This window comes from Vibrio sp. 2092 (genome assembly GCF_033339635.1).
Taxonomy (GTDB): domain Bacteria; phylum Pseudomonadota; class Gammaproteobacteria; order Enterobacterales; family Vibrionaceae; genus Vibrio; species Vibrio alginolyticus.
Genome location: NZ_JAWOUY010000004.1, coordinates 1 through 18,325 on the forward strand (window position 1 = coordinate 1; position 18,325 = coordinate 18,325).

Here is an 18,325-nt window from a genome sequence, read left to right on the forward strand (position 1 = left end):
ATTTTCAGATCTCCACTGTTTCTAGTGTATTAGAAATCTCATCAAAGTCATGGTGTTAATTTAGGGGGAAAGGTCATTCCGCTTAAAGACTGACGCTCAGTCGCAATTCTCGATGTCACATTATTTAAGCTAAGAAGTAACGGCTCACAGAGTTGATAATATTTTTCGCCATCAGTTGTTAACGCAAAGTGGTGTGCACTGCGGTTAAATAGTCTGCAATTTAAGTTTGTTTCCAGCCTTTTTAACTTCCGGCTTAGCGTGGCTAACGGGACATTAAGACGCTCAGATCCTTGTGTTAGGCTTTGATAGCGAGCAACAGAAACGAATAACAAAAGGTCATCCAAAGAGTGACGTTCCATATTTGGGATTAACCCTCTTAAATTTGGCTATTAAAAATCAAATATGAAATATATAGCATTATCGCGTCAAGTTAATTTTTATCAGGAAGATCTATGTCTAAGCATTTATCAATTTGGTGCGGTGTTGTTGTCGCTATCTTTTTTTGGTCTAGTAACTTTAACGTAATAAAGGCTATTAATAGCGATGTCTCTCCTTTGGATTCAGCGACGTTACGATTTTCCGTTGCAGCTTTAATACTCTTACTGATAAGAGGTACTAAACGCTCTCCATATGGAGCCAAACTCACACGAAAAAGTATGTTGTCGTTGTTTGTTATAGCAACCGTGGGTGTAACTATCCAAAACTTCTCTATTTTCTCTGCAATGAGATTTACTACCCCAGTTAACGCAGCGGTTGTTCAGGCAAACCTACCACTTGTCACTATCTTGTTGTCGGGCGTTATTCTCAAGACTTCCATTTCGGTTAAAACTATTTTAGGTGCACTAATCAGTTTTTGTGGAGTGGTAATCGTCATTACAGGGGGAAATATTCATTCTATTAGCAGCAATAGTAATATTGGTGATCTATACATGTTATTTGCTTTAATTAGTGGGTGTTTATACACAATTCTAGCGAAGCGTTTAACATCTCATATCCCAGTAACTCAGCAGTTACGTTGGGTGTTAAGTATTGGTGCCATTCAAATGGTCGCTATAGCGATGTACCACGGCGACTTTAGCCGTAGCTTAAATGCCATAACATTTAAAGACCTAGCATTAATAGCTTACATGAGCCTGTTTGGAACTTTGATTGCTTATTACTTTTGGATGAAAGGCGCTATCGTTCTTGGTCCAGATAAGATGTCTCCATTATTTAATATTATGCCGGTATTCACTCTACTGATTTCGTTCATTTCTGGTGAGCAGGCTCAATGGGAAAATGTTTTAGGCGTCTTTATCGTTGCGGCTGGTGTGTATATAGGTAACTCAGCACCTTTTGCTCGTTTACGGAAGGTGGTGGAGTAAAAATAGACGCCAACCTTAAGTCGCATTATTTATGCGCAATACTTTGTTAATTGGCATGAGTTTTCTTGGTTTCCAATAGGTACACTTTTTCGCTTTCGTCGTTCACTCTTTTATCTAATTTTATTGAGTGCATGTCGAAAATCTTCAATCTTTTGCTAAGAGCGTTTTTTACTATGTAAAAAACAAAGGAGAATGACCATGAAAAAACGACTCAACTATATTGAAGTAGCGCCAAAGGCAATAGAAATCCTGTACGCTCAGGAAGCTTACTTCCATGAACAATTTAGCCAATCAGAAACCATGAACATGATCATATGGGAACTGGTTAAGTTACGCATATCGCAAATCAATCAATGTGCATTTTGTATCGACATGCATAGTAAAGATGCGCTTAAGTTAGGTGAAAAGCCGGAACGCATATGGGGGCTTAGTGCATGGAGAGATATGCCATTCTACAGCGATGCAGAACACGTTGCACTAGGCTGGGCTGAATTACTAACTGCTGGCCTACCAGTAGATGATGATACCTATCAGCTGACCTTGAATACCTTCGGAGAAGAAGCTATGGTCAACCTAACAATTGCGATCAACGCGATCAATAGTTGGAACCGAATAGTTAAGGCATTTAAGCCAAAGGTTGGAGACTATAAGCCTAGATAATTCTATCTGACAGTTTTTACTTATAAGTCACTGCTTATACCTCAACTTAATATGATGAAAAGTACATGTGTATCACTATCTCATTTTAAGTTGAGGTTAAATAGGATGATTCATTTGAACTTAGAATTTGATATTTTAAAACCTCAAAAGGCTTTAGCTGGCTATGTTCAAGCCATTTGGTCAGCATCCGTCAAACCTGATACGACGCAAGCCGTACGTAAACAATTACTCAGTGATGCTGGTACAGGTGTGGTATTCATTTTACAGAATGAAGTACAAATGGATGGTGAGTGGCAAACACCAGGGGTTGTCCTACTGCCTATAAGCATTCTGGCACATCAGGTCTGCCTACCGCCAGGCGCGGTGATGACTGGCGTACGCTTTCATCCTGCTGTTGGTTATCAACTATTTGGTAAACGTCTAGAACAGCTATTGCGGATTCAAGACGACCACCCTTTGGCTTCTTCTGCACTAGCAACATTTGAGTCTCTGCAAACAGCGCGTTCGCCATATGCAAGGATTTCTACGTTATATCGCTGGGTTCAAACACTGATTGAGGAATATGAACCGCAGTATGTCGGCCACATTATTGACCAACCGACAGGGACCATCAGTCAGCGCCAGAGAGAGCGCAATTTTCAGAAATGGTTGGGGATTACTCCTAAACATTACCAACGCATTAAACGAGTGAAGCACACTTTAGAGCAACTCCGAGCGCAACCCGATCTTACTTTATCGGAGTTGGCGCTGGAGCAAGGTTTTTCCGATCAAGCACACATGACTAGAGAGTGTAAGCAGATTGCGCGCATGACACCGAAGCAGTATGTCCGAAAGAGAAACCTCTAAACCTTATTAGCTTTCTACATCAAACCCCATTGATTCAGAATCGACCATATACTTGTTACAATGTTCGATCATATACCACCTACTTTTTCGATCGCTCATTCCAGCTTGATATGAGTTTGTTAGCTCGCTTTTGATGCCGCGTGCCGCTCTACTATAAACGCGATCGCTTCTTCATTTAAGCAAGATTTGCTGATGTATTGGCGTTGTTTACCAAGGTGAAGGATAAAGCCCAAATCAGTTTGTTCGAGTTGGTCGATTTCATTCCAAGCGAGGCTGCGGTCAACTTTACCGCTTTTGTAGCGCACGCCATCTGCATTCACTTCAAACACCACTTTACTGCCGCGGCTTGAGCTGATGGTTTGACGCCACAGCCACCAAGTTCTTTTGAAGTAAACGCTGCACGCTTCAATCACACTCAATACGATAAAGAACCAACCGACGTAACCGTTAGGTAGCAGTTCAAACTCCAATAAAACCACACCAAAGATAAGAAACAGCATCCCTTTTAGGTACGCTTGTGGGAACTTCGTTGGCTGGCTAGTTTGATCATAACACTCAGCAAAAAATGGCTTGTCGAGTGTGTATTCTGTAGTGAATTCGAAATCTTTAGACATGTATGGTTACTTCAAGGCTTCTATAAATGAGTATTCTTGGTTGCACTCTCGCAACGCATGCATTGTAGCGCTTCTCGGGATTTATCTTTAGTCCTTTTGATTCTGTTTTGTAAATCAATGATACCGCCACGCAAAAAGACCTCGGTGCTCTCGCCAAGATCAAACAAGGCGAACCATTTGGCTCGCCTTGCTAATTAACAACCTGTGTGACTTGTTGAGGTTTTCTACTTTAGAGGGTCGTTGTCTGGCAACGCACTGTGTATCCATACTGCCAGTCGGTGTTTGATGCTTGCGCCGTCTAGCTTGCTTTCCGGCAATGGCGTGATCTGTTTTGCATCGACCAAGAATAGGTAAATCGCTTTTACTCTTAGAGGTTGTGGTGACTGAGGAAGGTCAAAACCTTGTAGCTTCGCCATCTTCCCACCAATCTCTAGTGCCTTCTTAACCAGTTTGTCTTCATTGTGAAGCTTGGAGCTTTTTGACATTGATAAATCCTCTTCTTCGCTTCAATTAAGAATACATGAAGTGTCACGTATGGCGTGTTAGTAAGCTCGCATATTGATAAGTTTATGCCTTCTTACCGAGTAACTGATTGAAAAACGACCTTAATTCGTCATCACCAAGATTGAGCAGGTAGTCACCAACATACCATTCAACAATCGATTGATTTGGATGTGCCGTGACTTGCGGGTTACCAAACCAAATGCCCTTTTCCGTGGCAAACGTGTATTGGAGTTCTTTCAACTCTTCACAGCTAAATGGCAGGATAAGGTGCAACATGTTTGCTTGAGGCTGGGTTGGTCTTACCGCCAAAGGTGGGAACTCTTCAATGATCCTGTAGATCTGTTTTGTTCGCTCAAATAGAACCGGCATTTGTGACAACCTTTCATCAAACTGCATTGCCGCAGACACCACATAAGGTGTTCTGTGATACAGGTTGCCACCTTGCCGCTTCATCCACAATGAAGCCAGTTCAATGAACGACTTTGAGCCAAGCAACATAGATCCCCCCATGCCGTTGATGCCTTTGTAAAGTGAAACATAGGTCGTATCAAAACCAGCGGCGATCTCGCGGTATTCTTTCTGATAGTAAGCTGCGGTTTCCCAAAGTCTTGCGCCATCCATATGGAGATGAATTTTGTTTTCGGCGCAGTACGCTTTGATTTCTTCCAGTTCTTGCCATGAAGGTAGCTGACCACCAATTTCTCGCATCGGGAGTTCATAAAGAACGGCTGCGATTTCATCCGGCCAAGCAGTGAGATCCTCAAGCTTCCATGTTTGATAAGGGTTCCCTACTGGCAAAATACTAAAGCGATGTTGAAGCTGATAGCCTTGTTTTTCATGCACCGGAATATGGCTAGATGCGTGCATGGCGACAATAGGATTACGCTTTTGTCTTGTGACAATTTCAAGCACCGTTGGCTGCGTCATCGTCCCTGTTACAACAAAAAGCCCTGCCTCGTAACCCAGCAGATCGGCAACCTTTTGCTCGAACGCTTGAATCGTTTCTCCCTCACCGTAGACATCGTGATTTACGTTGTTCTCTTCGCACCACTTTGCCATTTTCGCAAAGTGTTCGGCTGGAGAATCTTCTTTATTACCAGAGAGATGGATATGACAAAGCTGTTTTAGGTGGGCACTCATTGTTCTGTCCTTTGAATCAAAGCTTCAACAATGTAACTTGTTAAAACGGAGGCGTAAACTGCATTTTCGCGATGTATTTTCTGCGTATGCCTCGGTGCTGAACCTCCGGTTAGATATAGATTTAACTTAAGAGTGATTTACGCAGAACAAAGATCATGCTCACCGTAAACAAGCCATTTAGGTAAATATGCTGCTTCTGGAATCGTCCAGCCATACTTATCGTATGCTAATGCAGCAAGACCAGTCAGTTTCAGAGAAACATTTCCTTTTGGCGAATAGCGAACATCTTCATTTATGTAGAACTGGTAATGCGCCTCTAACGCATCCCTCAGTGCCTCTTGATAATGTGCCTCATCGCCATCGATAATGGCAACAAACACATTCACAAATGGAATAAACAAAGAGTGTACATATGGCACTCTGGTTGATTCTAAGTATTGCGGGGAGGATTTCTCCATCACAGTTTGCAATAACTCTGGTAACGCTGATGAATTGCTAAATACACCGTTAACGAACTCGACTAGCGCAACATCGAATGGATCTTTTAAACGCACTAACGACTCATCCATGATGGTCATCAGCTCTACGCAGCGCCAATCTCTCGCGGCCATCGCTAAACAGATTTCATCCAACCAAGCATCCATCGTTCCCCCTGCAATAGAACGGTTACCTACTTCCGAAAAATGTCGGTGCCCTACGGAGAATTCAACCACTTTGTCTGAATGATTGGCCAGCAAGTACACGTTATTCAGTAACTCAAGCGCTCTTTTTATATAAGCTGGCGAGGCCTGATGTTGTCCGTATTTTGAAGCAGTGAAGAATGAATCAAGCGAATACCAAGCGTCGCCTTTCATTCTTTTGAGAGGTTGCTGATAAAAAGATTGTTTTTCATCAAGCATTTCTTCCCAGAAGTTGTAAAAATCTTCATCTTCCTCACGAAAAATACGCAATTTTCTTTCTTCAGGTATATCTAAATAGTGATTTTTTATTGTTTCCATCGTTCCCTAGCCTCGCATTATAAGTTGTTCTAATTTTTTGCTGTGATGATATTCATCCTCAAAATCAAGCCGTGAATGATGCCGAAGTTGATTTATAAAATCAATTTATAATCAGTATGTTGCATCGAAAGTTAATGCTTAATTGAAATGAATCGAAAAGCCGAAAAACATTTGAAATATAAGGCTACCGCACAAGCCGCGATGGGTAAGCCAGAACGTACCTGTCCATAAACAGTGGACGACGAACACTGACTTTGTGGAGTAAAGATAGACAGATATTCACCATTGTGTTCGCCTTTCTTTTTCTGTCGCTTTCGATAATACTCTTGCGCAACATTACTCAGCTGGAAAATTTTATGCCTCAAGCAAACTCTGTGGTCGTACTCGACTTTGAAACCACAGGTCTCTCTCCTGCTTTAGGTGATCGCGCAATAGAAATTGGTGCAGTAAAGTTAGTCAATGGCGAGGTTGTCGATAGTTTTCAGCAACTCATGAATCCCGGTTTCAGAGTGAGTTCTTTTATTGAGGACTACACCGGCATTACCAACAATATGTTGCGATCGGCACCAAGCTGCGAAGAGGTAATGGCGTCATTTAGTGAGTTCATTGCTGGCGAGAACCTTATCGCTCACAACGCGTCCTTCGATAAACGATTTTTAGATGCAGAGCTTGAACGAATCAACTGTGGTTATTCGGGTGAGTTTGCTTGCTCCTTACTGGTAGCAAGACGGCTCATTCAAGAAGCCCCATCACATAAGCTAGGTGAACTTGTTCGCTATAAAAATATCGACAACGACGGTGTTTTCCACCGTGCACTAGCCGATGCGCAAATGACAGCCAAGCTTTGGCTCTTAATGGTCGAAGGGATAGAAAACTCAGGCGTCGAAAAACCAAGTTTTCAGTTGATGCAAACAGTTAGTAAAACAGCCAAAGGAAAAGTCGACCTGCTACTCGCCAAAAGCCGTGCGTAACCCCCTCCGAACTAAAAGCTGGTTCTAGTCTCTTCGACGTTTAAGTGATTTTCGATATACATGCGATATTGGTTATCCCAGTGAACTTCCTAATCCGAAAGCGGTAGTTCGCTGGTCTCACCAACCAAACTGGCTTACTATGCCAGGTACCTAAAACGCTTTGTGAGTCACTCATGAGCAGAAAAAATAACAAAAATCTCAGCATTCTTCTTAAACTCAACACCTTTATTGCACCGTATAAATGGCGGGTTGCGGCGGCCTTGGTTGCCCTTGTTGCGACAGCAAGTTTGACGTTATCCGTTGGCTATGGAGTACGCATACTTATCGACCAAGGCTTTGCTCAGCAATCATTGCAAGAGCTTACCAATGCGATTCAGTTTATTGTCGGTGTCACATTGTGTATTGCCATTGGGACTTTCTTTCGCTTTTACCTTGTCTCTTCCGTAGGTGAGCGCGTTAGTGCGGATATTCGCCTTGCGGTGTTTAACCATGTGATTACGCTGCATCCGAGCTATTTTGAGACCAACAGTAGTGGCGACATTATGTCGCGCCTGACTACCGATACCACATTGCTGCAAAGCATTATTGGTTCATCGTTCTCGATGGCGATGCGTAGCGCTTTGATGTGCTTTGGGGCCATCATAATGTTGTTTGCCACTAACGTTAAGCTCACGCTGATTGTGCTTGCTTCTGTGCCTTTGGTTTTGGTACCAATTTTGTTTTATGGACGACGCGTGCGTGCGCTCTCTCGCAAAAGTCAGGATTCAATGGCCGATGTCGGAAGCTACGCTGGAGAAGCGATAGAACATATTAAAACCGTGCAAAGTTTTAGCTCAGAGTCGCATGAACGAGCGGCTTTCGCTGTCGAGGTGGAAAAAGCTTATGAAATAGGTAGACAGAGAGTAAAGCAGCGAGCGATCCTGATATCAGGCGTTATTGTGATTGTGTTCAGCGCGATTGCAGGTATGCTTTGGGTAGGCGGCAGCGATGTGATTCACGGAAAAATGTCTGCGGGTGACCTAGCCGCATTTGTGTTTTATGCCATTATGGTTGCCTCATCGACTGCAACCATTTCCGAAGTCATGGGTGAATTGCAAAGAGCCGCAGGTGCTACCGAACGGCTGATTGAGATCCTTCAAGTAGACAGTGATATTAAAGCGCCAAGCAACCATTTGCCTGTCCGTTCCGACATGCCTGCTGAGATTAACTTTAATTCGGTGAGTTTCAACTACCCTTCTCGCCTAAATCAACCAGCAATCAAAGAATTAAATCTAACCGCTGAACAAGGAAAAGTACTGGCGTTAGTCGGCCCTTCTGGTGCAGGTAAAACAACACTATTCGAACTACTGCAACGATTTTATGACCCACAGCAAGGGCAAGTGTTGTTTGGTGGTGAAGATATTCGACAGTTCGACCCAAACGAGCTTCGACGTCAAATGGCGCTCGTACCACAACAACCAGCGCTGTTTAGCCATGATGTTTTCCATAATATTCGCTACGGTAATCCTGAAGCGACGGATGAACAAGTTATCGAAGCCGCGAAAAAAGCCCATGCCCATGAGTTTATTGAGAAGCTTCCCGAAGGCTATCACAGCTTTTTAGGGGAGCGCGGCGTTAGGCTATCGGGCGGACAAAAGCAGCGTATTGCGATTGCTCGCGCGATTCTAAAAGATCCAAAAATCTTACTGCTAGACGAAGCTACCAGCGCCCTTGATAGTGAAAGTGAACATCACGTTCAACAAGCACTTGAAGCTCTAATGAAAGGACGCACAACGCTGATTATTGCTCATCGTCTTTCGACTATCCAACATGCGGATAAAATTGCGGTGCTCGACAATGGCGAGTTAGTCGATGTCGGTAACCACCAATCATTAATGCAAAGCTGTGAGTTGTATCAGCGACTTGTGGCATTGCAATTTAAGCACTTGGAGTAACGCCTAGTTAAGCGTTCAAAAGTAAGCAAAGGCGGACCAAATAATTTAATAACAGGAGTTTAACGATGTTTTTGTGTCAGTCCAGCGAGCCTTGGCGAGACTAAGAATCTAGCTCTGAGTGGTTAATGAGATAATTTAGACCATGAAGAGCTAGGATAGAAGATCCCACATCATGTCCCATCGTCGCTGTACAAGGTGACGAAATACAAAAGATGCCACTCGCAGTTAAACGAGCGGCATTAAACCAAGCAGCTCGCCTTTTAACAAAGGAATTCCAGTAAGAATCCAGTAACCAGCGTATTCTCCCTTCAACTAGAAATACTCGTTCACAACTACCATATAAAACCCAATCAACTTCATTTGTAACAATTCAGGTTTCAAAAATAGGAAATCATTACTGAAAAAGTTTACCGCGTTTTGTGTTGCTATCTATGGTTACAATATTCGAGACATCAATGCCTTTAAACCAAGCAACACAAAAGCGGCACCGATATGAACAGCGAAGCGAATCAACTATTTTCTTATCTATGTCAGCGATACGATGCGCTTTCTCAAGAGCTTGAGTCTCGCCCTTTTCCTGAATTTTCTGAGACTATTACTCATCCTCTTGGGCACTGTTTAGTCCGTTGCCCAGCAGGTAGCCAACGCTTTTCTATTGTAGCAGTCAACTTTGCACCCTCCGTTCGCGGGCAAGGCGTGCTTACTGCATTTATCGACTACATCAAAAGCAATCCATACCACTACCAAGGTGTTGAGGTTGCAATCATTGAAAACAAGAACTTAGCTAAACGGCTTTTGTCTCTTGGCTGGAAGTACAAGTCCCTGTTTGGCAAAATTTTCTTCGCCAGCAAGCCAACCCTAGTAAAGGACTTTCAGTCTGCGTAATGGTTATTACGACACCGCATCGACATCCAAAGTAAAACCATCACTCAAAATCCGTAAGCATGTTGAAAAAAACTTGGCGATCTTCTGCAGTACTTCCTCGATGAGCAGTGTATTCAACGTGCGCCTCTGCGTTGGCTTTTGGGGATAGATTGATGCCCCATAACGCATTAATTTGGTTTGGTACGATGGAATAACGCATATCAACAATTCGCATTTCATTATTCGGATCCGTCGCTACAAAACCGTTTGAAAACCAACGGAAACGTTCGATGTCTCTTGCTTGTTGCGATTGCGGGTTTAGCCACGGAAATTGCTCTTTTATATTTAACTTTGGAGTTGATTCGCCAGGGTAAATTTTTATTGAACGCCCCACCCTTACGGCATCTACATAGTAGCTCTCTTCCGTTTCATAAATTAGTTTCCAAACCAAAAGATTGCTGAAACTTGGTTTGGCTTTTAATTGTATAGCGTTGTGTTGTCGCTCTTTGACGATTTCCCAACCAGCTACTTCTGCTCTATCTCGTTGTATCGTTCCAAGACTTAGGTAAGCCAGGCACCATAAAAATGCAATGCGGGCATAGTTTGGGCTTCGCTTCAGTGCAACAAACAAAAGCAATATTAAAATAGGGAGTGTGAACGCGGGGTCGATTACCGAAATAGTGTTCCAAGCATAACGCGTGTTGCTTATCGGCCATAGAAGCTGTGTTCCATAACTGGTGCATGCGTCTAATAACGCATGGGTACTATAACCAAGCGCGCAGTAAAACCAACTCTGCCGGAAGCTTAGTCCTCGCTTTTTTGCGAACAATGGATACAACAACAAAGCACAAATGAAACTACCAAACGGGATAAACAAGAGCGAGTGAGTAAATTGGCGATGGTATTCCAAATACAGCAAAGGATCAGTTGAAGAGCGGATGAGTACATCTAAATCCGGAGCCATCCCAGAGACCACACCCAACACGCCAACAACTGCAAGGTTTCGCTTGTTGCTCACGGCCAGTGGCAAAGTTGCACCCAATAAACCTTGCGTTAACGGATCCATCGTTCACTTCCTTTAGATAGATGAAGCTCAGCTGGAAAGCGTACACGCTCAATAGTCGGTTCCAATTTAAAAACCAGAAGGTTCTTCGACATAAATTATCCGCATTTAAGTGGAAAACAATACACGACTTAGTCATGCATTTGCTTGTTTAGCAACAAACACCTTGATTTAGTGTAAGAAGGAATCACGCCGTTCGCTAGTGAACGAACAAATCTGAGTCTAGGCTTGTTTGGTATTTCAAACCCGAAGGTTTATCTGACGCGAAAAAACAAGGCGATCCAAATGGCTCGCCTTGTTTCTAATTTACTGAACGATAAACGAAAGGTGTTTAGTCTTGAGGATTCTCTTTCGCGTTGATTTCAGCGTAAGTGTGCAGCAGCTCCGTCAATGTTTTTACCCACGCAAAAACATCCGAAGGTGCATTTTCGATTAGTTTTTCCACTAGAGCACAGTGTGTTTCTAGCGTGATGGCCTCTTCCAAACGGAATGAGATCGCGTAGAAATGCCAAAGCACCAATCTCGTCATTCGCTCGCTATTTTGCTTTGCGTTGTCTGAGTCATCAAACGCTTGTTGAATTTCACTCAGTGCGATTGCTGTCATGCGTAGCATTGCATCAAGACGTGCAGACAACATGCGGTCTTCACTATCCACTTCTTCTTGATCAAAAGTGAACAGCTCATTCATCACGTCTTCTGGCACCATTTTACTGATCATACGAGCACTAAACTCTTCCAGCTCATGGCGAGGCATAGTTACAAGACAATCGAAGGTGTAATCACGAAGCATAAAATCACTCTAGGTTAGAAATCAATTTCAGCCTCGCATTCTAAATATTGAAATTTCAATTGCCAGTGTTAATTTCTATCCATCTACGAAAAACTACAAAACACCGTTGATTGCAATACCAACACCAATCCGCTGCTGATTATGATCATAGTCGATCAAGCTCTTACCATAACCAGCTGAGTATTGTGCGTACCCCTGAACTTTGCCCCAAATCGGAAATGACACACCCAGTTCTGCAAAACCCTTATGTGTTTGAAAGTTCTGGCGACCTAAAAAGGTAAACTCGTAACCATTCCACTTGTAAGCACTCGATAGCTCAAAGTGTCCCATATAGTCTTCGATATCCGGGTTATCATCACCTTTGGGATCATTAGGCGATGTCTTTTCATCTTCAGGTATACGCCACCAAGGCTGGATAGAAACCGCAAAATTGTCTTTTGCAAAGGTTAAGTTGGCATAGACACGGTTCCAACTGCGCGATAGCTCCTGTCTCTGACCGTTAGACTCATGTTCAATACCAAAACCTAACCAAGTCGAACCATCAAGTGGTTTCCAGTCTGTTGGGGTGTAGTAAAAAAGCTCTGGACGATAATTGGTTTCACGGAATGGACGAGATGCTGCACCCGTGTATACCTGCCAAAATGATTTAAGAGTCATTCCAAAAAACAGACCATCGCCATCAAACAACAAGTCATCATAGTTCATTGGTACTTTAAAACTGATTTGGAACTCCGCCTCTTCTTTACGCAGTTCATCGCCGTATTTGGTGTCGGCATACGCGCGTTTATTTACTCGATCACTGTACGTAAACGGAAGAATATAGTTAACGCGATGCGCGACTAGGCTAAACGGTTCAAACGCGTTTTCTCGTTCTGATTCCAAACGCTTGTCGACCAAGCTTTCCTGAAGTTCTTCTGGCTCTTCAATTTCTGGATCAGCGGGCACTGTACTGGTTACTGTGTCAAGCTCACACTGCCCGCGAATGCTCTTTATGGTTTCCTCACCTTTGCTTTGCTTTATTTTGTCTAGCAAACATAAATCATAAGCACTGGCTGTTTCTCCCATCGCAACTGGCGCTGCCAATAAACTCAGTATTGATATCCCTGCCACTTTTGAAGCCATCTGAAACCCTTAATATTCTTTATGTCAAACCAGATAATTTTAGTTTTTCTTGGTAAACCGCTTGCCATTCTGACGTTAAGACAATGTTAAATGTCCGCCGACTTTACATCTTGGATAAATGCAACAGACTTCGAACATATCGGCCAACTATGAGCAAAGCGCAAAAAACAACCAAGAGTTGAGCATCATAGATAAAAATCACTCGTTTGCATGATGCTCATGCTCTCTATGCAAAATACTGGCTCGTAACTTTGATTGCAAACCCGGCTATGAATAAACCCAAACCATAACCCAAATGCGCCAATGTGCTAAGAAAACGGGCTTTCCAAGGTGTTGGGGTTTTACTCGCAGCAAAACCAAATCCTAGACAAGGTTGAATGACCAAAAATGGGAAGATCAACGTTACCACGCCTGTAATTAAGCTGGGCATTAGACTGGGCTCTACCAACCAATGATGACCAAAAACAGTAACGTGAGCCAAAGCGAAAGTAACGCCGATGGCATAATGCAAAAACCAGCCAAGTGACTTTTCTCCCGGCATCGCCTCTGACGCCATAATTGGCGCATGCATAAACTTTCCTTGGGGCATGTACAAAACCCAGCGCGCAACCAACGCATAGTTTAATGAAGGAATACCAAACACTCTCCTTTGTAACCATGCCCATAAATCCATTATCAAAGTGGCACCAACCCCTATTAGCACCGCTTGCAATCCCATTAAAAGCAGCATTTTTCTCTCCTCAAGTTTTTGATTTGTTAAGGTCTTAGTTGCATGCTACAACTTAAAGCCAACTTGAAGTCAATGGGGAATAATATGGATATTGCAGAAGTGGTTAGAAAATCAGGATTGCCGACTTCAACGCTCAGGTACTACGAACAGCTGGGGTTAATTCGCTCGATAGGAAGGAATGGATTGAGACGCCAATATTCACCAGAGGTACTCAATACACTCAATTTAATTAGTTTGGGGCGTATCGCTGGAATATCGCTTAACGAAATGGCAGAAATGTTGAATCAATCAGAAGTTTCAAAGCCATATATCGATCGTGACTTACTAACGAAAAAGGCACTTGAGATTGATGAGCAAATAAAACGTTTGAAAGCGGTGCGAGACAGCCTAAACCATGTTGCCACCTGCCCTCATGAGTCACATATGGACTGTTCTTCATTTCAAAGGCTTATGAAGGTCGTAAAGCGTTATGTCCCCCAAAAGCAGAGATAAACCGCTCTCACTACCGTCCTATTCTTAATTTAAAAGGAAGTAACTCGACATGGAGGGTTACTTCCTCTCATATTACTTAGCTTTCGCTTTTACGTACTTCTTCACTTTTTTCATCGCCATTTTTTGCTTCAGCGGTGAAAGGTAATCAATGAACAAGTTACCAGATAGGTGATCAATTTCGTGCTGCATCACAATCGCCAAGAACTCATCGCTCTCGATTGTAATCGGGTTGCCATCACGGTCTAGTGCAGAAACAACAACTGACGTGTAACGCTCTACATCTGCGTAGTACTCAGGAACAGATAGGCACCCTTCTTGACCAAGTGCTTTGTTTTCTCCGCTCACCACTTCTGGGTTAACCAAGATTAAAGGATCATTGCGTTCGTCAGAGATATCGATGACAACAACCGCCTCTTTTCTGCCTACTTGGGTTGAAGCTAAACCGATACCATTGCCCGTTGCGTAAAGTGTTTCTAGCATATCGTCTATCAGCGTTTGTACTGTCGATACATCAGTGACTTTTTCTGCTTTTACTTTAAGCCTTGGGTCTGGAATGGAGAGAATTTCGAGGACTGCCATACTTACCTTTCATATCTATAAATCGTAATTCGTGGAGAATTATACACACGTTTCTCGATACATAAACCTGCTAAGCTATCTTGCGCACAAGGCATAAACCATTAACTCAAACGACAACACAATAAATGGGTTTGCCTTTTAAACAAAAAATCCTACAAACAGGAAACTAAAACGCCAGCACATTATGGCTGGCGTCTTGTCATGATCCTAATTGAATCGTTTGTTGTATTTTATCTACTGACTTTCCTTGGCTTTGAGTAATACTCTAATCGCCATTTTCTCACCACTTTTTAAAATTAAGTAGGCGATGCCAATCGTTATTAGCATTATGATAGCAATAAAAATACTTACCCCACCGAGCTCAGATAATAAATAAAACGGAGAAATATCTAACGACATTAAGATAAGAGAGAACACTACCAAACTTGCTAAAGTCCACAGTAAAACAGCATACCATCTTGTTTTTGATGGCATTACATCTCCAGTCTTGTAGCCGAAGTAATAACCAACACTCATGGCTGGGATTAACGTGCTAAGAAAGCCTGTACCACTCATTTCTATCCCAACAATATATTCAATGGCCAACAGCAATGCAGCCCAACAAACGGACGCCAGACACAACAGAGACGTAACAAGAAGTACCGATGGTGGCTGGTTTATTTCTGATTCTGAATAGTTATTTTTTAATTCCACTTTCATTTCCTTCCATTTATTTGAATAAAATAAGCGTTTTAGATCATGCTTCCGCTTGGACAACCTAGAGAAACAACACCGCCATAACTCGTTGTTGGCGTAACTACCATGACTAAATCAACAGGAAGAAACACAACGTCCGTTGCTAACGACAAAGGAATGTCAATCAATGATAGTGGGTATAACGCGATAGAAGTAATATCAGCTCTTAAATAGCAAGGTTGTCGTGCGACTGATAACGCGGTGCCTGAAAACGGCTTTCCGTATCCGCCACCAGCATGCGCATCTATAGACGAACACCCCACCATTAAAGATGCTGACACCACAAGAAATACAACTTGTAGCTTTTTAAATAGTTTTATTTTCATTTAACCTAGATTCCAACTAACTGTTATTTTTTAAAACTAACCCCTCTCTCTCAAATTGTATATTCAATAAGTTTACTCATATGGGCCCAGTGCAACCATGTTAATACGTTCTATGTATCAGAAACAATTCATTTATTTCCAATGACACTAGTGAGATTATGCGACGTGATTGGAATCTCACTTAAGTTTTCATGGACCTATCGCGCTGAAAATTGAAGCCTCTACCTGTCATAGAATAAAAAGCCGTCAAAGCCAGTGGTTCTGACGGCTTTTTGTAAGCGCCCCGTGGGCATTACCTACACCATTATTGCTTGAAGCTTATCTAGTGACAGACCTAGATAGCTAATAGTCGCACTTGCTGTCGGAGGATTTTATTGGCTTTTACGCGGACTTTAACCAACACATCACCATCGACCAACCTAAGGTCGAATATTGGTGAATGTCGCGATGGTGACTCCATCACTTTGTGACGACAACGATTTTACGTCTGCGCTAAAGTAATATGGATTAAGTGGCATTTTGCTCTCTGCTGGTCGCGCGTAGTAAAGCTTGGCGGGCTGTTTTGCCATTTGTTGCGCGTACAAATACCCGACCAACGCATGTTCAAACTGGTGGTAACCATTTCCCCAATGGAACGCTTTGGTTGATTTAGGGCTTAGACCAACACCTCCGTACTGATGATCCACCCATACGTCCATAAAAGTGGGTAACGTGTATTGAAGCGTTTCTTTCATCGAACCATCAATAAGGGAAACTGTCATTGCCGCTTGATCGAGCTCTGCCCATTCCCAAGACGAGCTGTAATGCTTGTGCGGTCTTGATTGCCAAGCAGGAATGCTCTCTTGCGTCCATTTACCCTGCCATTCTGGAGAGAAGAGCGCTTTGACTTGCTCAAAGTTTTGCTGGTATTGCGCTTGTTTAAGCGTGTGTTTCATTCCTTTGAAACCAAACTCTGTCCACTTTGAATTTTCCAACAACTGACCTGTCAGATACGTCATCCAATACGCCTTGATGGTGTGTCCAAAATCATTGTGTTTCGCATCTGGCATCATTACCGCTTTGTGGTGTATCGCGCCATAAAAGCGCTGCTCTTTGACGGAATGGTAGTTATCTATCATCACTTGCGTCAGCCATTGCAGATCTTGCTTCCACTTGGCTTGCGCTGGCGGTGGTAAAAGTGGCGCCGTTAACAACAGATAGCCATTGATCTGGTCAAGTTGAGCGACTAGCTCTTGCTGCTTCGCACCTTCCCCATCACCGTCTTTCAAAACCCAAGCCAGACCGCGATCATCGCTTCGTAGGTATTGTTTAAATATAAACGCTTGCTGGTCGATAAGCGCTTGTTCAACCTTTGGATCTTGCGTCAAGTAGTAGTACATCGCCAACCCCACCAAGGCGTAAGCTTGGTCTTGAGAAGTTCGTTGTTGCCACTCCATCCCCGGTTTTCCACCACGCGTAAAGCTCACAAAGCCGCCGTTTTTCTCATCTTGTAGATGATCAATCAGGTAATAAGCCCCTTTCTTTGCCAGCTCTAATGCTTGCTTGTCACCCGTAAGATGAAAAAGCACGCCATAAGCGTAAGTTTGGCGCGATTTCATGCGGGTGTATTCGCGATCGAAGTGCGGGCTAATCCACTCTTTGTTTAATTCTTCACACGGCTTTTGTGGGTCGAGAATGACACCGTTATCACAACGAAAAGTCGGAAAATTCCCCGCAGGTTGTCCATGCGCGCTTTCCATCATCCAATATGGGGCTAGGCCATTCGTCACATGGTTTAACCAATCATCCCCCGAAGGCAGGCCTACATCAGCAAAGCTGCTCATGCTCGTCGTTGCGAGCAATAAGGTAAGATATTTAAAAGACATAACACTCAATTAAGTTATTGAATTTTATCCAGTATAAATAACTCCCTTTACGCATATTGTCGTCGTGGTCACAATCGCCTTACGCATTTGTTTGCATCAATCATCTTTCAGCCTTATTCGATGATTGAGCCGCGAATAAACGCTACTCTGTCTTCGACTGACATTTTGGGCACTTCGATCAATTGATAACCAAATTTGTGATAAGCGTTGACCATCTGTTGATACGTAGCCACCGCTTCAGAAAAATCTTGCTTTCGCTCTTCGTCGTTGCTGAATATCGACGTCCACGGTAGAAAAATGAATACTTGAGAATGATAACGAAGCGTCTGGCAATGCGTGATGAGCTCATGCGAGATTGGCAGTTGTTCCAACTTACTGTAGCCATATACGTCCACAATACTGCGATCAAAAAACACATTCCCTTGGTGGACATTGAAAGCTCGGTAATTGCTCACTTCTACCTTCATCATTTCGTCTCGAAAAGCTTGTTTGTCATTCCAAGGTAATGCTGAACCGTGATTGGCAACCTGCGTTTGTATTATTTGACGGCCGGTTTCTGGCGCGCAGATAAAGCCTTGTGTTTTTAGCTGTTCGATTACCGAAGTTTTCCCTGCACCAGGACCACCAGTGAATACGATGAGTTTGTTCAAAATCTTTTCCTTATTTTTTGTTTGAGTGAAGTAATGCGTGTACAGCCAAGAAAATTGGCATCATTTGGCGTTTGAAAT

At 43.0% G+C, this 18,325-nt stretch carries 21 protein-coding genes; 7 read left to right on the forward strand and 14 right to left on the reverse strand.

Annotated elements, in window-relative coordinates; genetic code table 11:
- Positions 1 to 47 precede the first annotated feature (47 nt).
- On the reverse strand, positions 48 to 359 hold the full coding sequence (locus R7P80_RS08720; RefSeq protein WP_225491594.1) for a LysR family transcriptional regulator: 312 nt from the start codon (positions 357 to 359) through the stop codon (positions 48 to 50).
- Between the two features lie 93 nt (positions 360 to 452).
- Between R7P80_RS08720 and R7P80_RS08725 the strand changes: the two genes are divergently transcribed.
- The 3 genes from R7P80_RS08725 to R7P80_RS08735 all read left to right on the forward strand — a co-directional run bounded on the left by R7P80_RS08725 (position 453) and on the right by R7P80_RS08735 (position 2,870).
- The gene (locus R7P80_RS08725) at positions 453 to 1,364 is read left to right on the forward strand and encodes a DMT family transporter (protein WP_025767810.1); all 912 of its coding nucleotides are present in this window, start codon (positions 453 to 455) and stop codon (positions 1,362 to 1,364) included.
- A 198-nt stretch (positions 1,365 to 1,562) separates the two neighbouring features.
- On the forward strand, positions 1,563 to 2,024 hold the full coding sequence (locus tag R7P80_RS08730) for a carboxymuconolactone decarboxylase family protein (protein ID WP_025767811.1): 462 nt from the start codon (positions 1,563 to 1,565) through the stop codon (positions 2,022 to 2,024).
- A gap of 105 nt (positions 2,025 to 2,129) precedes the next feature.
- On the forward strand, positions 2,130 to 2,870 hold the full coding sequence (locus R7P80_RS08735) for a helix-turn-helix domain-containing protein (protein ID WP_025767812.1): 741 nt from the start codon (positions 2,130 to 2,132) through the stop codon (positions 2,868 to 2,870).
- Positions 2,871 to 2,989: 119 nt separating this feature from the next.
- Here the strand turns inward: R7P80_RS08735 and R7P80_RS08740 are convergent, their stop codons facing one another.
- The 4 genes from R7P80_RS08740 to R7P80_RS08755 form a co-directional block, all read right to left on the reverse strand.
- Positions 2,990 to 3,484, reverse strand: a complete 495-nt coding sequence (locus tag R7P80_RS08740) for a YcxB family protein (RefSeq protein WP_053307653.1) — start codon at positions 3,482 to 3,484, stop codon at positions 2,990 to 2,992.
- Positions 3,485 to 3,708: 224 nt separating this feature from the next.
- Entirely contained in the window at positions 3,709 to 3,969 is a 261-nt protein-coding gene (locus R7P80_RS08745; RefSeq protein WP_005376453.1) for a DUF5062 family protein, read from the reverse strand.
- An 82-nt stretch (positions 3,970 to 4,051) separates the two neighbouring features.
- Positions 4,052 to 5,128, reverse strand: a complete 1,077-nt coding sequence (locus tag R7P80_RS08750; RefSeq protein ID WP_053307652.1) for a threonine aldolase family protein — start codon at positions 5,126 to 5,128, stop codon at positions 4,052 to 4,054.
- Positions 5,129 to 5,265: 137 nt separating this feature from the next.
- The gene (locus R7P80_RS08755; RefSeq protein ID WP_053307651.1) at positions 5,266 to 6,126 is read right to left on the reverse strand and encodes an immunity 49 family protein; all 861 of its coding nucleotides are present in this window, start codon (positions 6,124 to 6,126) and stop codon (positions 5,266 to 5,268) included.
- A gap of 356 nt (positions 6,127 to 6,482) precedes the next feature.
- Here R7P80_RS08755 and R7P80_RS08760 point away from each other — a divergent pair, with 356 nt between their 5' ends.
- The 3 genes from R7P80_RS08760 (at position 6,483) to R7P80_RS08770 (ending at position 9,916) form a co-directional block, all read left to right on the forward strand.
- Positions 6,483 to 7,097 carry a PolC-type DNA polymerase III gene (locus R7P80_RS08760; protein WP_225491593.1) on the forward strand — a complete coding sequence of 205 codons (615 nt, stop codon included), beginning with the start codon at positions 6,483 to 6,485 and terminating at the stop codon, positions 7,095 to 7,097.
- Between the two features lie 173 nt (positions 7,098 to 7,270).
- Complete coding sequence (locus tag R7P80_RS08765) at positions 7,271 to 9,031, forward strand: ABC transporter ATP-binding protein/permease (protein WP_085569061.1); 1,761 nt, start codon at positions 7,271 to 7,273, stop codon at positions 9,029 to 9,031.
- A gap of 492 nt (positions 9,032 to 9,523) precedes the next feature.
- On the forward strand, positions 9,524 to 9,916 hold the full coding sequence (locus tag R7P80_RS08770; protein WP_053307648.1) for a hypothetical protein: 393 nt from the start codon (positions 9,524 to 9,526) through the stop codon (positions 9,914 to 9,916).
- Between the two features lie 40 nt (positions 9,917 to 9,956).
- Here R7P80_RS08770 and R7P80_RS08775 read toward each other — a convergent pair whose 3' ends face one another.
- The 4 genes from R7P80_RS08775 to R7P80_RS08790 form a co-directional block, all read right to left on the reverse strand.
- A complete protein-coding gene (locus R7P80_RS08775) occupies positions 9,957 to 10,961 on the reverse strand; it encodes a metal-dependent hydrolase (RefSeq protein ID WP_225491592.1) in 1,005 nt (334 codons plus the stop codon).
- Positions 10,962 to 11,289: 328 nt separating this feature from the next.
- Complete coding sequence (locus R7P80_RS08780) at positions 11,290 to 11,748, reverse strand: hypothetical protein (RefSeq protein WP_005388759.1); 459 nt, start codon at positions 11,746 to 11,748, stop codon at positions 11,290 to 11,292.
- 93 nt (positions 11,749 to 11,841) lie between these two features.
- Positions 11,842 to 12,870, reverse strand: a complete 1,029-nt coding sequence (locus R7P80_RS08785) for a phospholipase A (protein ID WP_213867688.1) — start codon at positions 12,868 to 12,870, stop codon at positions 11,842 to 11,844.
- A 226-nt stretch (positions 12,871 to 13,096) separates the two neighbouring features.
- Positions 13,097 to 13,600, reverse strand: coding sequence for a DUF2938 domain-containing protein (locus R7P80_RS08790; protein WP_170890118.1), 504 nt, complete (start codon positions 13,598 to 13,600; stop codon positions 13,097 to 13,099).
- Positions 13,601 to 13,684: 84 nt separating this feature from the next.
- Here R7P80_RS08790 and R7P80_RS08795 point away from each other — a divergent pair, with 84 nt between their 5' ends.
- Complete coding sequence (locus R7P80_RS08795; protein WP_021707542.1) at positions 13,685 to 14,092, forward strand: helix-turn-helix domain-containing protein; 408 nt, start codon at positions 13,685 to 13,687, stop codon at positions 14,090 to 14,092.
- A 72-nt stretch (positions 14,093 to 14,164) separates the two neighbouring features.
- Here the strand turns inward: R7P80_RS08795 and def are convergent, their stop codons facing one another.
- The 5 genes from def to R7P80_RS08820 all read right to left on the reverse strand — a co-directional run bounded on the left by def (position 14,165) and on the right by R7P80_RS08820 (position 18,247).
- The gene (gene def / locus R7P80_RS08800; RefSeq protein ID WP_017635324.1) at positions 14,165 to 14,671 is read right to left on the reverse strand and encodes a peptide deformylase; all 507 of its coding nucleotides are present in this window, start codon (positions 14,669 to 14,671) and stop codon (positions 14,165 to 14,167) included.
- Between the two features lie 234 nt (positions 14,672 to 14,905).
- A complete protein-coding gene (locus R7P80_RS08805; protein WP_017635325.1) occupies positions 14,906 to 15,370 on the reverse strand; it encodes an ABZJ_00895 family protein in 465 nt (154 codons plus the stop codon).
- A gap of 32 nt (positions 15,371 to 15,402) precedes the next feature.
- Positions 15,403 to 15,732 carry a YceK/YidQ family lipoprotein gene (locus tag R7P80_RS08810; protein WP_017820979.1) on the reverse strand — a complete coding sequence of 110 codons (330 nt, stop codon included), beginning with the start codon at positions 15,730 to 15,732 and terminating at the stop codon, positions 15,403 to 15,405.
- A gap of 419 nt (positions 15,733 to 16,151) precedes the next feature.
- The gene (locus tag R7P80_RS08815) at positions 16,152 to 17,597 is read right to left on the reverse strand and encodes an AGE family epimerase/isomerase (RefSeq protein ID WP_170890119.1); all 1,446 of its coding nucleotides are present in this window, start codon (positions 17,595 to 17,597) and stop codon (positions 16,152 to 16,154) included.
- Positions 17,598 to 17,710: 113 nt separating this feature from the next.
- A complete protein-coding gene (locus R7P80_RS08820; RefSeq protein ID WP_170890120.1) occupies positions 17,711 to 18,247 on the reverse strand; it encodes an AAA family ATPase in 537 nt (178 codons plus the stop codon).
- Positions 18,248 to 18,325 lie beyond the last annotated feature (78 nt).

What these genes read in the sequence shown, in the direction of transcription:
- R7P80_RS08735 (WP_025767812.1), top strand. Translation starts at nt 2,130, where the DNA reads ATGATTCATTTGAACTTAGAATTTGATATTTTAAAACCTCAAAAGGCT.
- R7P80_RS08815 (WP_170890119.1), bottom strand. Translation starts at nt 17,597, where the DNA reads ATGTCTTTTAAATATCTTACCTTATTGCTCGCAACGACGAGCATGAGC.
- def (WP_017635324.1), bottom strand. Translation starts at nt 14,671, where the DNA reads ATGGCAGTCCTCGAAATTCTCTCCATTCCAGACCCAAGGCTTAAAGTA.
- R7P80_RS08760 (WP_225491593.1), top strand. Translation starts at nt 6,483, where the DNA reads ATGCCTCAAGCAAACTCTGTGGTCGTACTCGACTTTGAAACCACAGGT.
- R7P80_RS08720 (WP_225491594.1), bottom strand. Translation starts at nt 359, where the DNA reads ATGGAACGTCACTCTTTGGATGACCTTTTGTTATTCGTTTCTGTTGCT.
- R7P80_RS08740 (WP_053307653.1), bottom strand. Translation starts at nt 3,484, where the DNA reads ATGTCTAAAGATTTCGAATTCACTACAGAATACACACTCGACAAGCCA.
- R7P80_RS08810 (WP_017820979.1), bottom strand. Translation starts at nt 15,732, where the DNA reads ATGAAAATAAAACTATTTAAAAAGCTACAAGTTGTATTTCTTGTGGTG.
- R7P80_RS08770 (WP_053307648.1), top strand. Translation starts at nt 9,524, where the DNA reads ATGAACAGCGAAGCGAATCAACTATTTTCTTATCTATGTCAGCGATAC.
- R7P80_RS08795 (WP_021707542.1), top strand. Translation starts at nt 13,685, where the DNA reads ATGGATATTGCAGAAGTGGTTAGAAAATCAGGATTGCCGACTTCAACG.
- R7P80_RS08730 (WP_025767811.1), top strand. Translation starts at nt 1,563, where the DNA reads ATGAAAAAACGACTCAACTATATTGAAGTAGCGCCAAAGGCAATAGAA.
- R7P80_RS08750 (WP_053307652.1), bottom strand. Translation starts at nt 5,128, where the DNA reads ATGAGTGCCCACCTAAAACAGCTTTGTCATATCCATCTCTCTGGTAAT.
- R7P80_RS08725 (WP_025767810.1), top strand. Translation starts at nt 453, where the DNA reads ATGTCTAAGCATTTATCAATTTGGTGCGGTGTTGTTGTCGCTATCTTT.
- R7P80_RS08790 (WP_170890118.1), bottom strand. Translation starts at nt 13,600, where the DNA reads ATGCTGCTTTTAATGGGATTGCAAGCGGTGCTAATAGGGGTTGGTGCC.
- R7P80_RS08785 (WP_213867688.1), bottom strand. Translation starts at nt 12,870, where the DNA reads ATGGCTTCAAAAGTGGCAGGGATATCAATACTGAGTTTATTGGCAGCG.
- R7P80_RS08805 (WP_017635325.1), bottom strand. Translation starts at nt 15,370, where the DNA reads ATGAAAGTGGAATTAAAAAATAACTATTCAGAATCAGAAATAAACCAG.
- R7P80_RS08765 (WP_085569061.1), top strand. Translation starts at nt 7,271, where the DNA reads ATGAGCAGAAAAAATAACAAAAATCTCAGCATTCTTCTTAAACTCAAC.
- R7P80_RS08780 (WP_005388759.1), bottom strand. Translation starts at nt 11,748, where the DNA reads ATGCTTCGTGATTACACCTTCGATTGTCTTGTAACTATGCCTCGCCAT.
- R7P80_RS08755 (WP_053307651.1), bottom strand. Translation starts at nt 6,126, where the DNA reads ATGGAAACAATAAAAAATCACTATTTAGATATACCTGAAGAAAGAAAA.
- R7P80_RS08745 (WP_005376453.1), bottom strand. Translation starts at nt 3,969, where the DNA reads ATGTCAAAAAGCTCCAAGCTTCACAATGAAGACAAACTGGTTAAGAAG.
- R7P80_RS08775 (WP_225491592.1), bottom strand. Translation starts at nt 10,961, where the DNA reads ATGGATCCGTTAACGCAAGGTTTATTGGGTGCAACTTTGCCACTGGCC.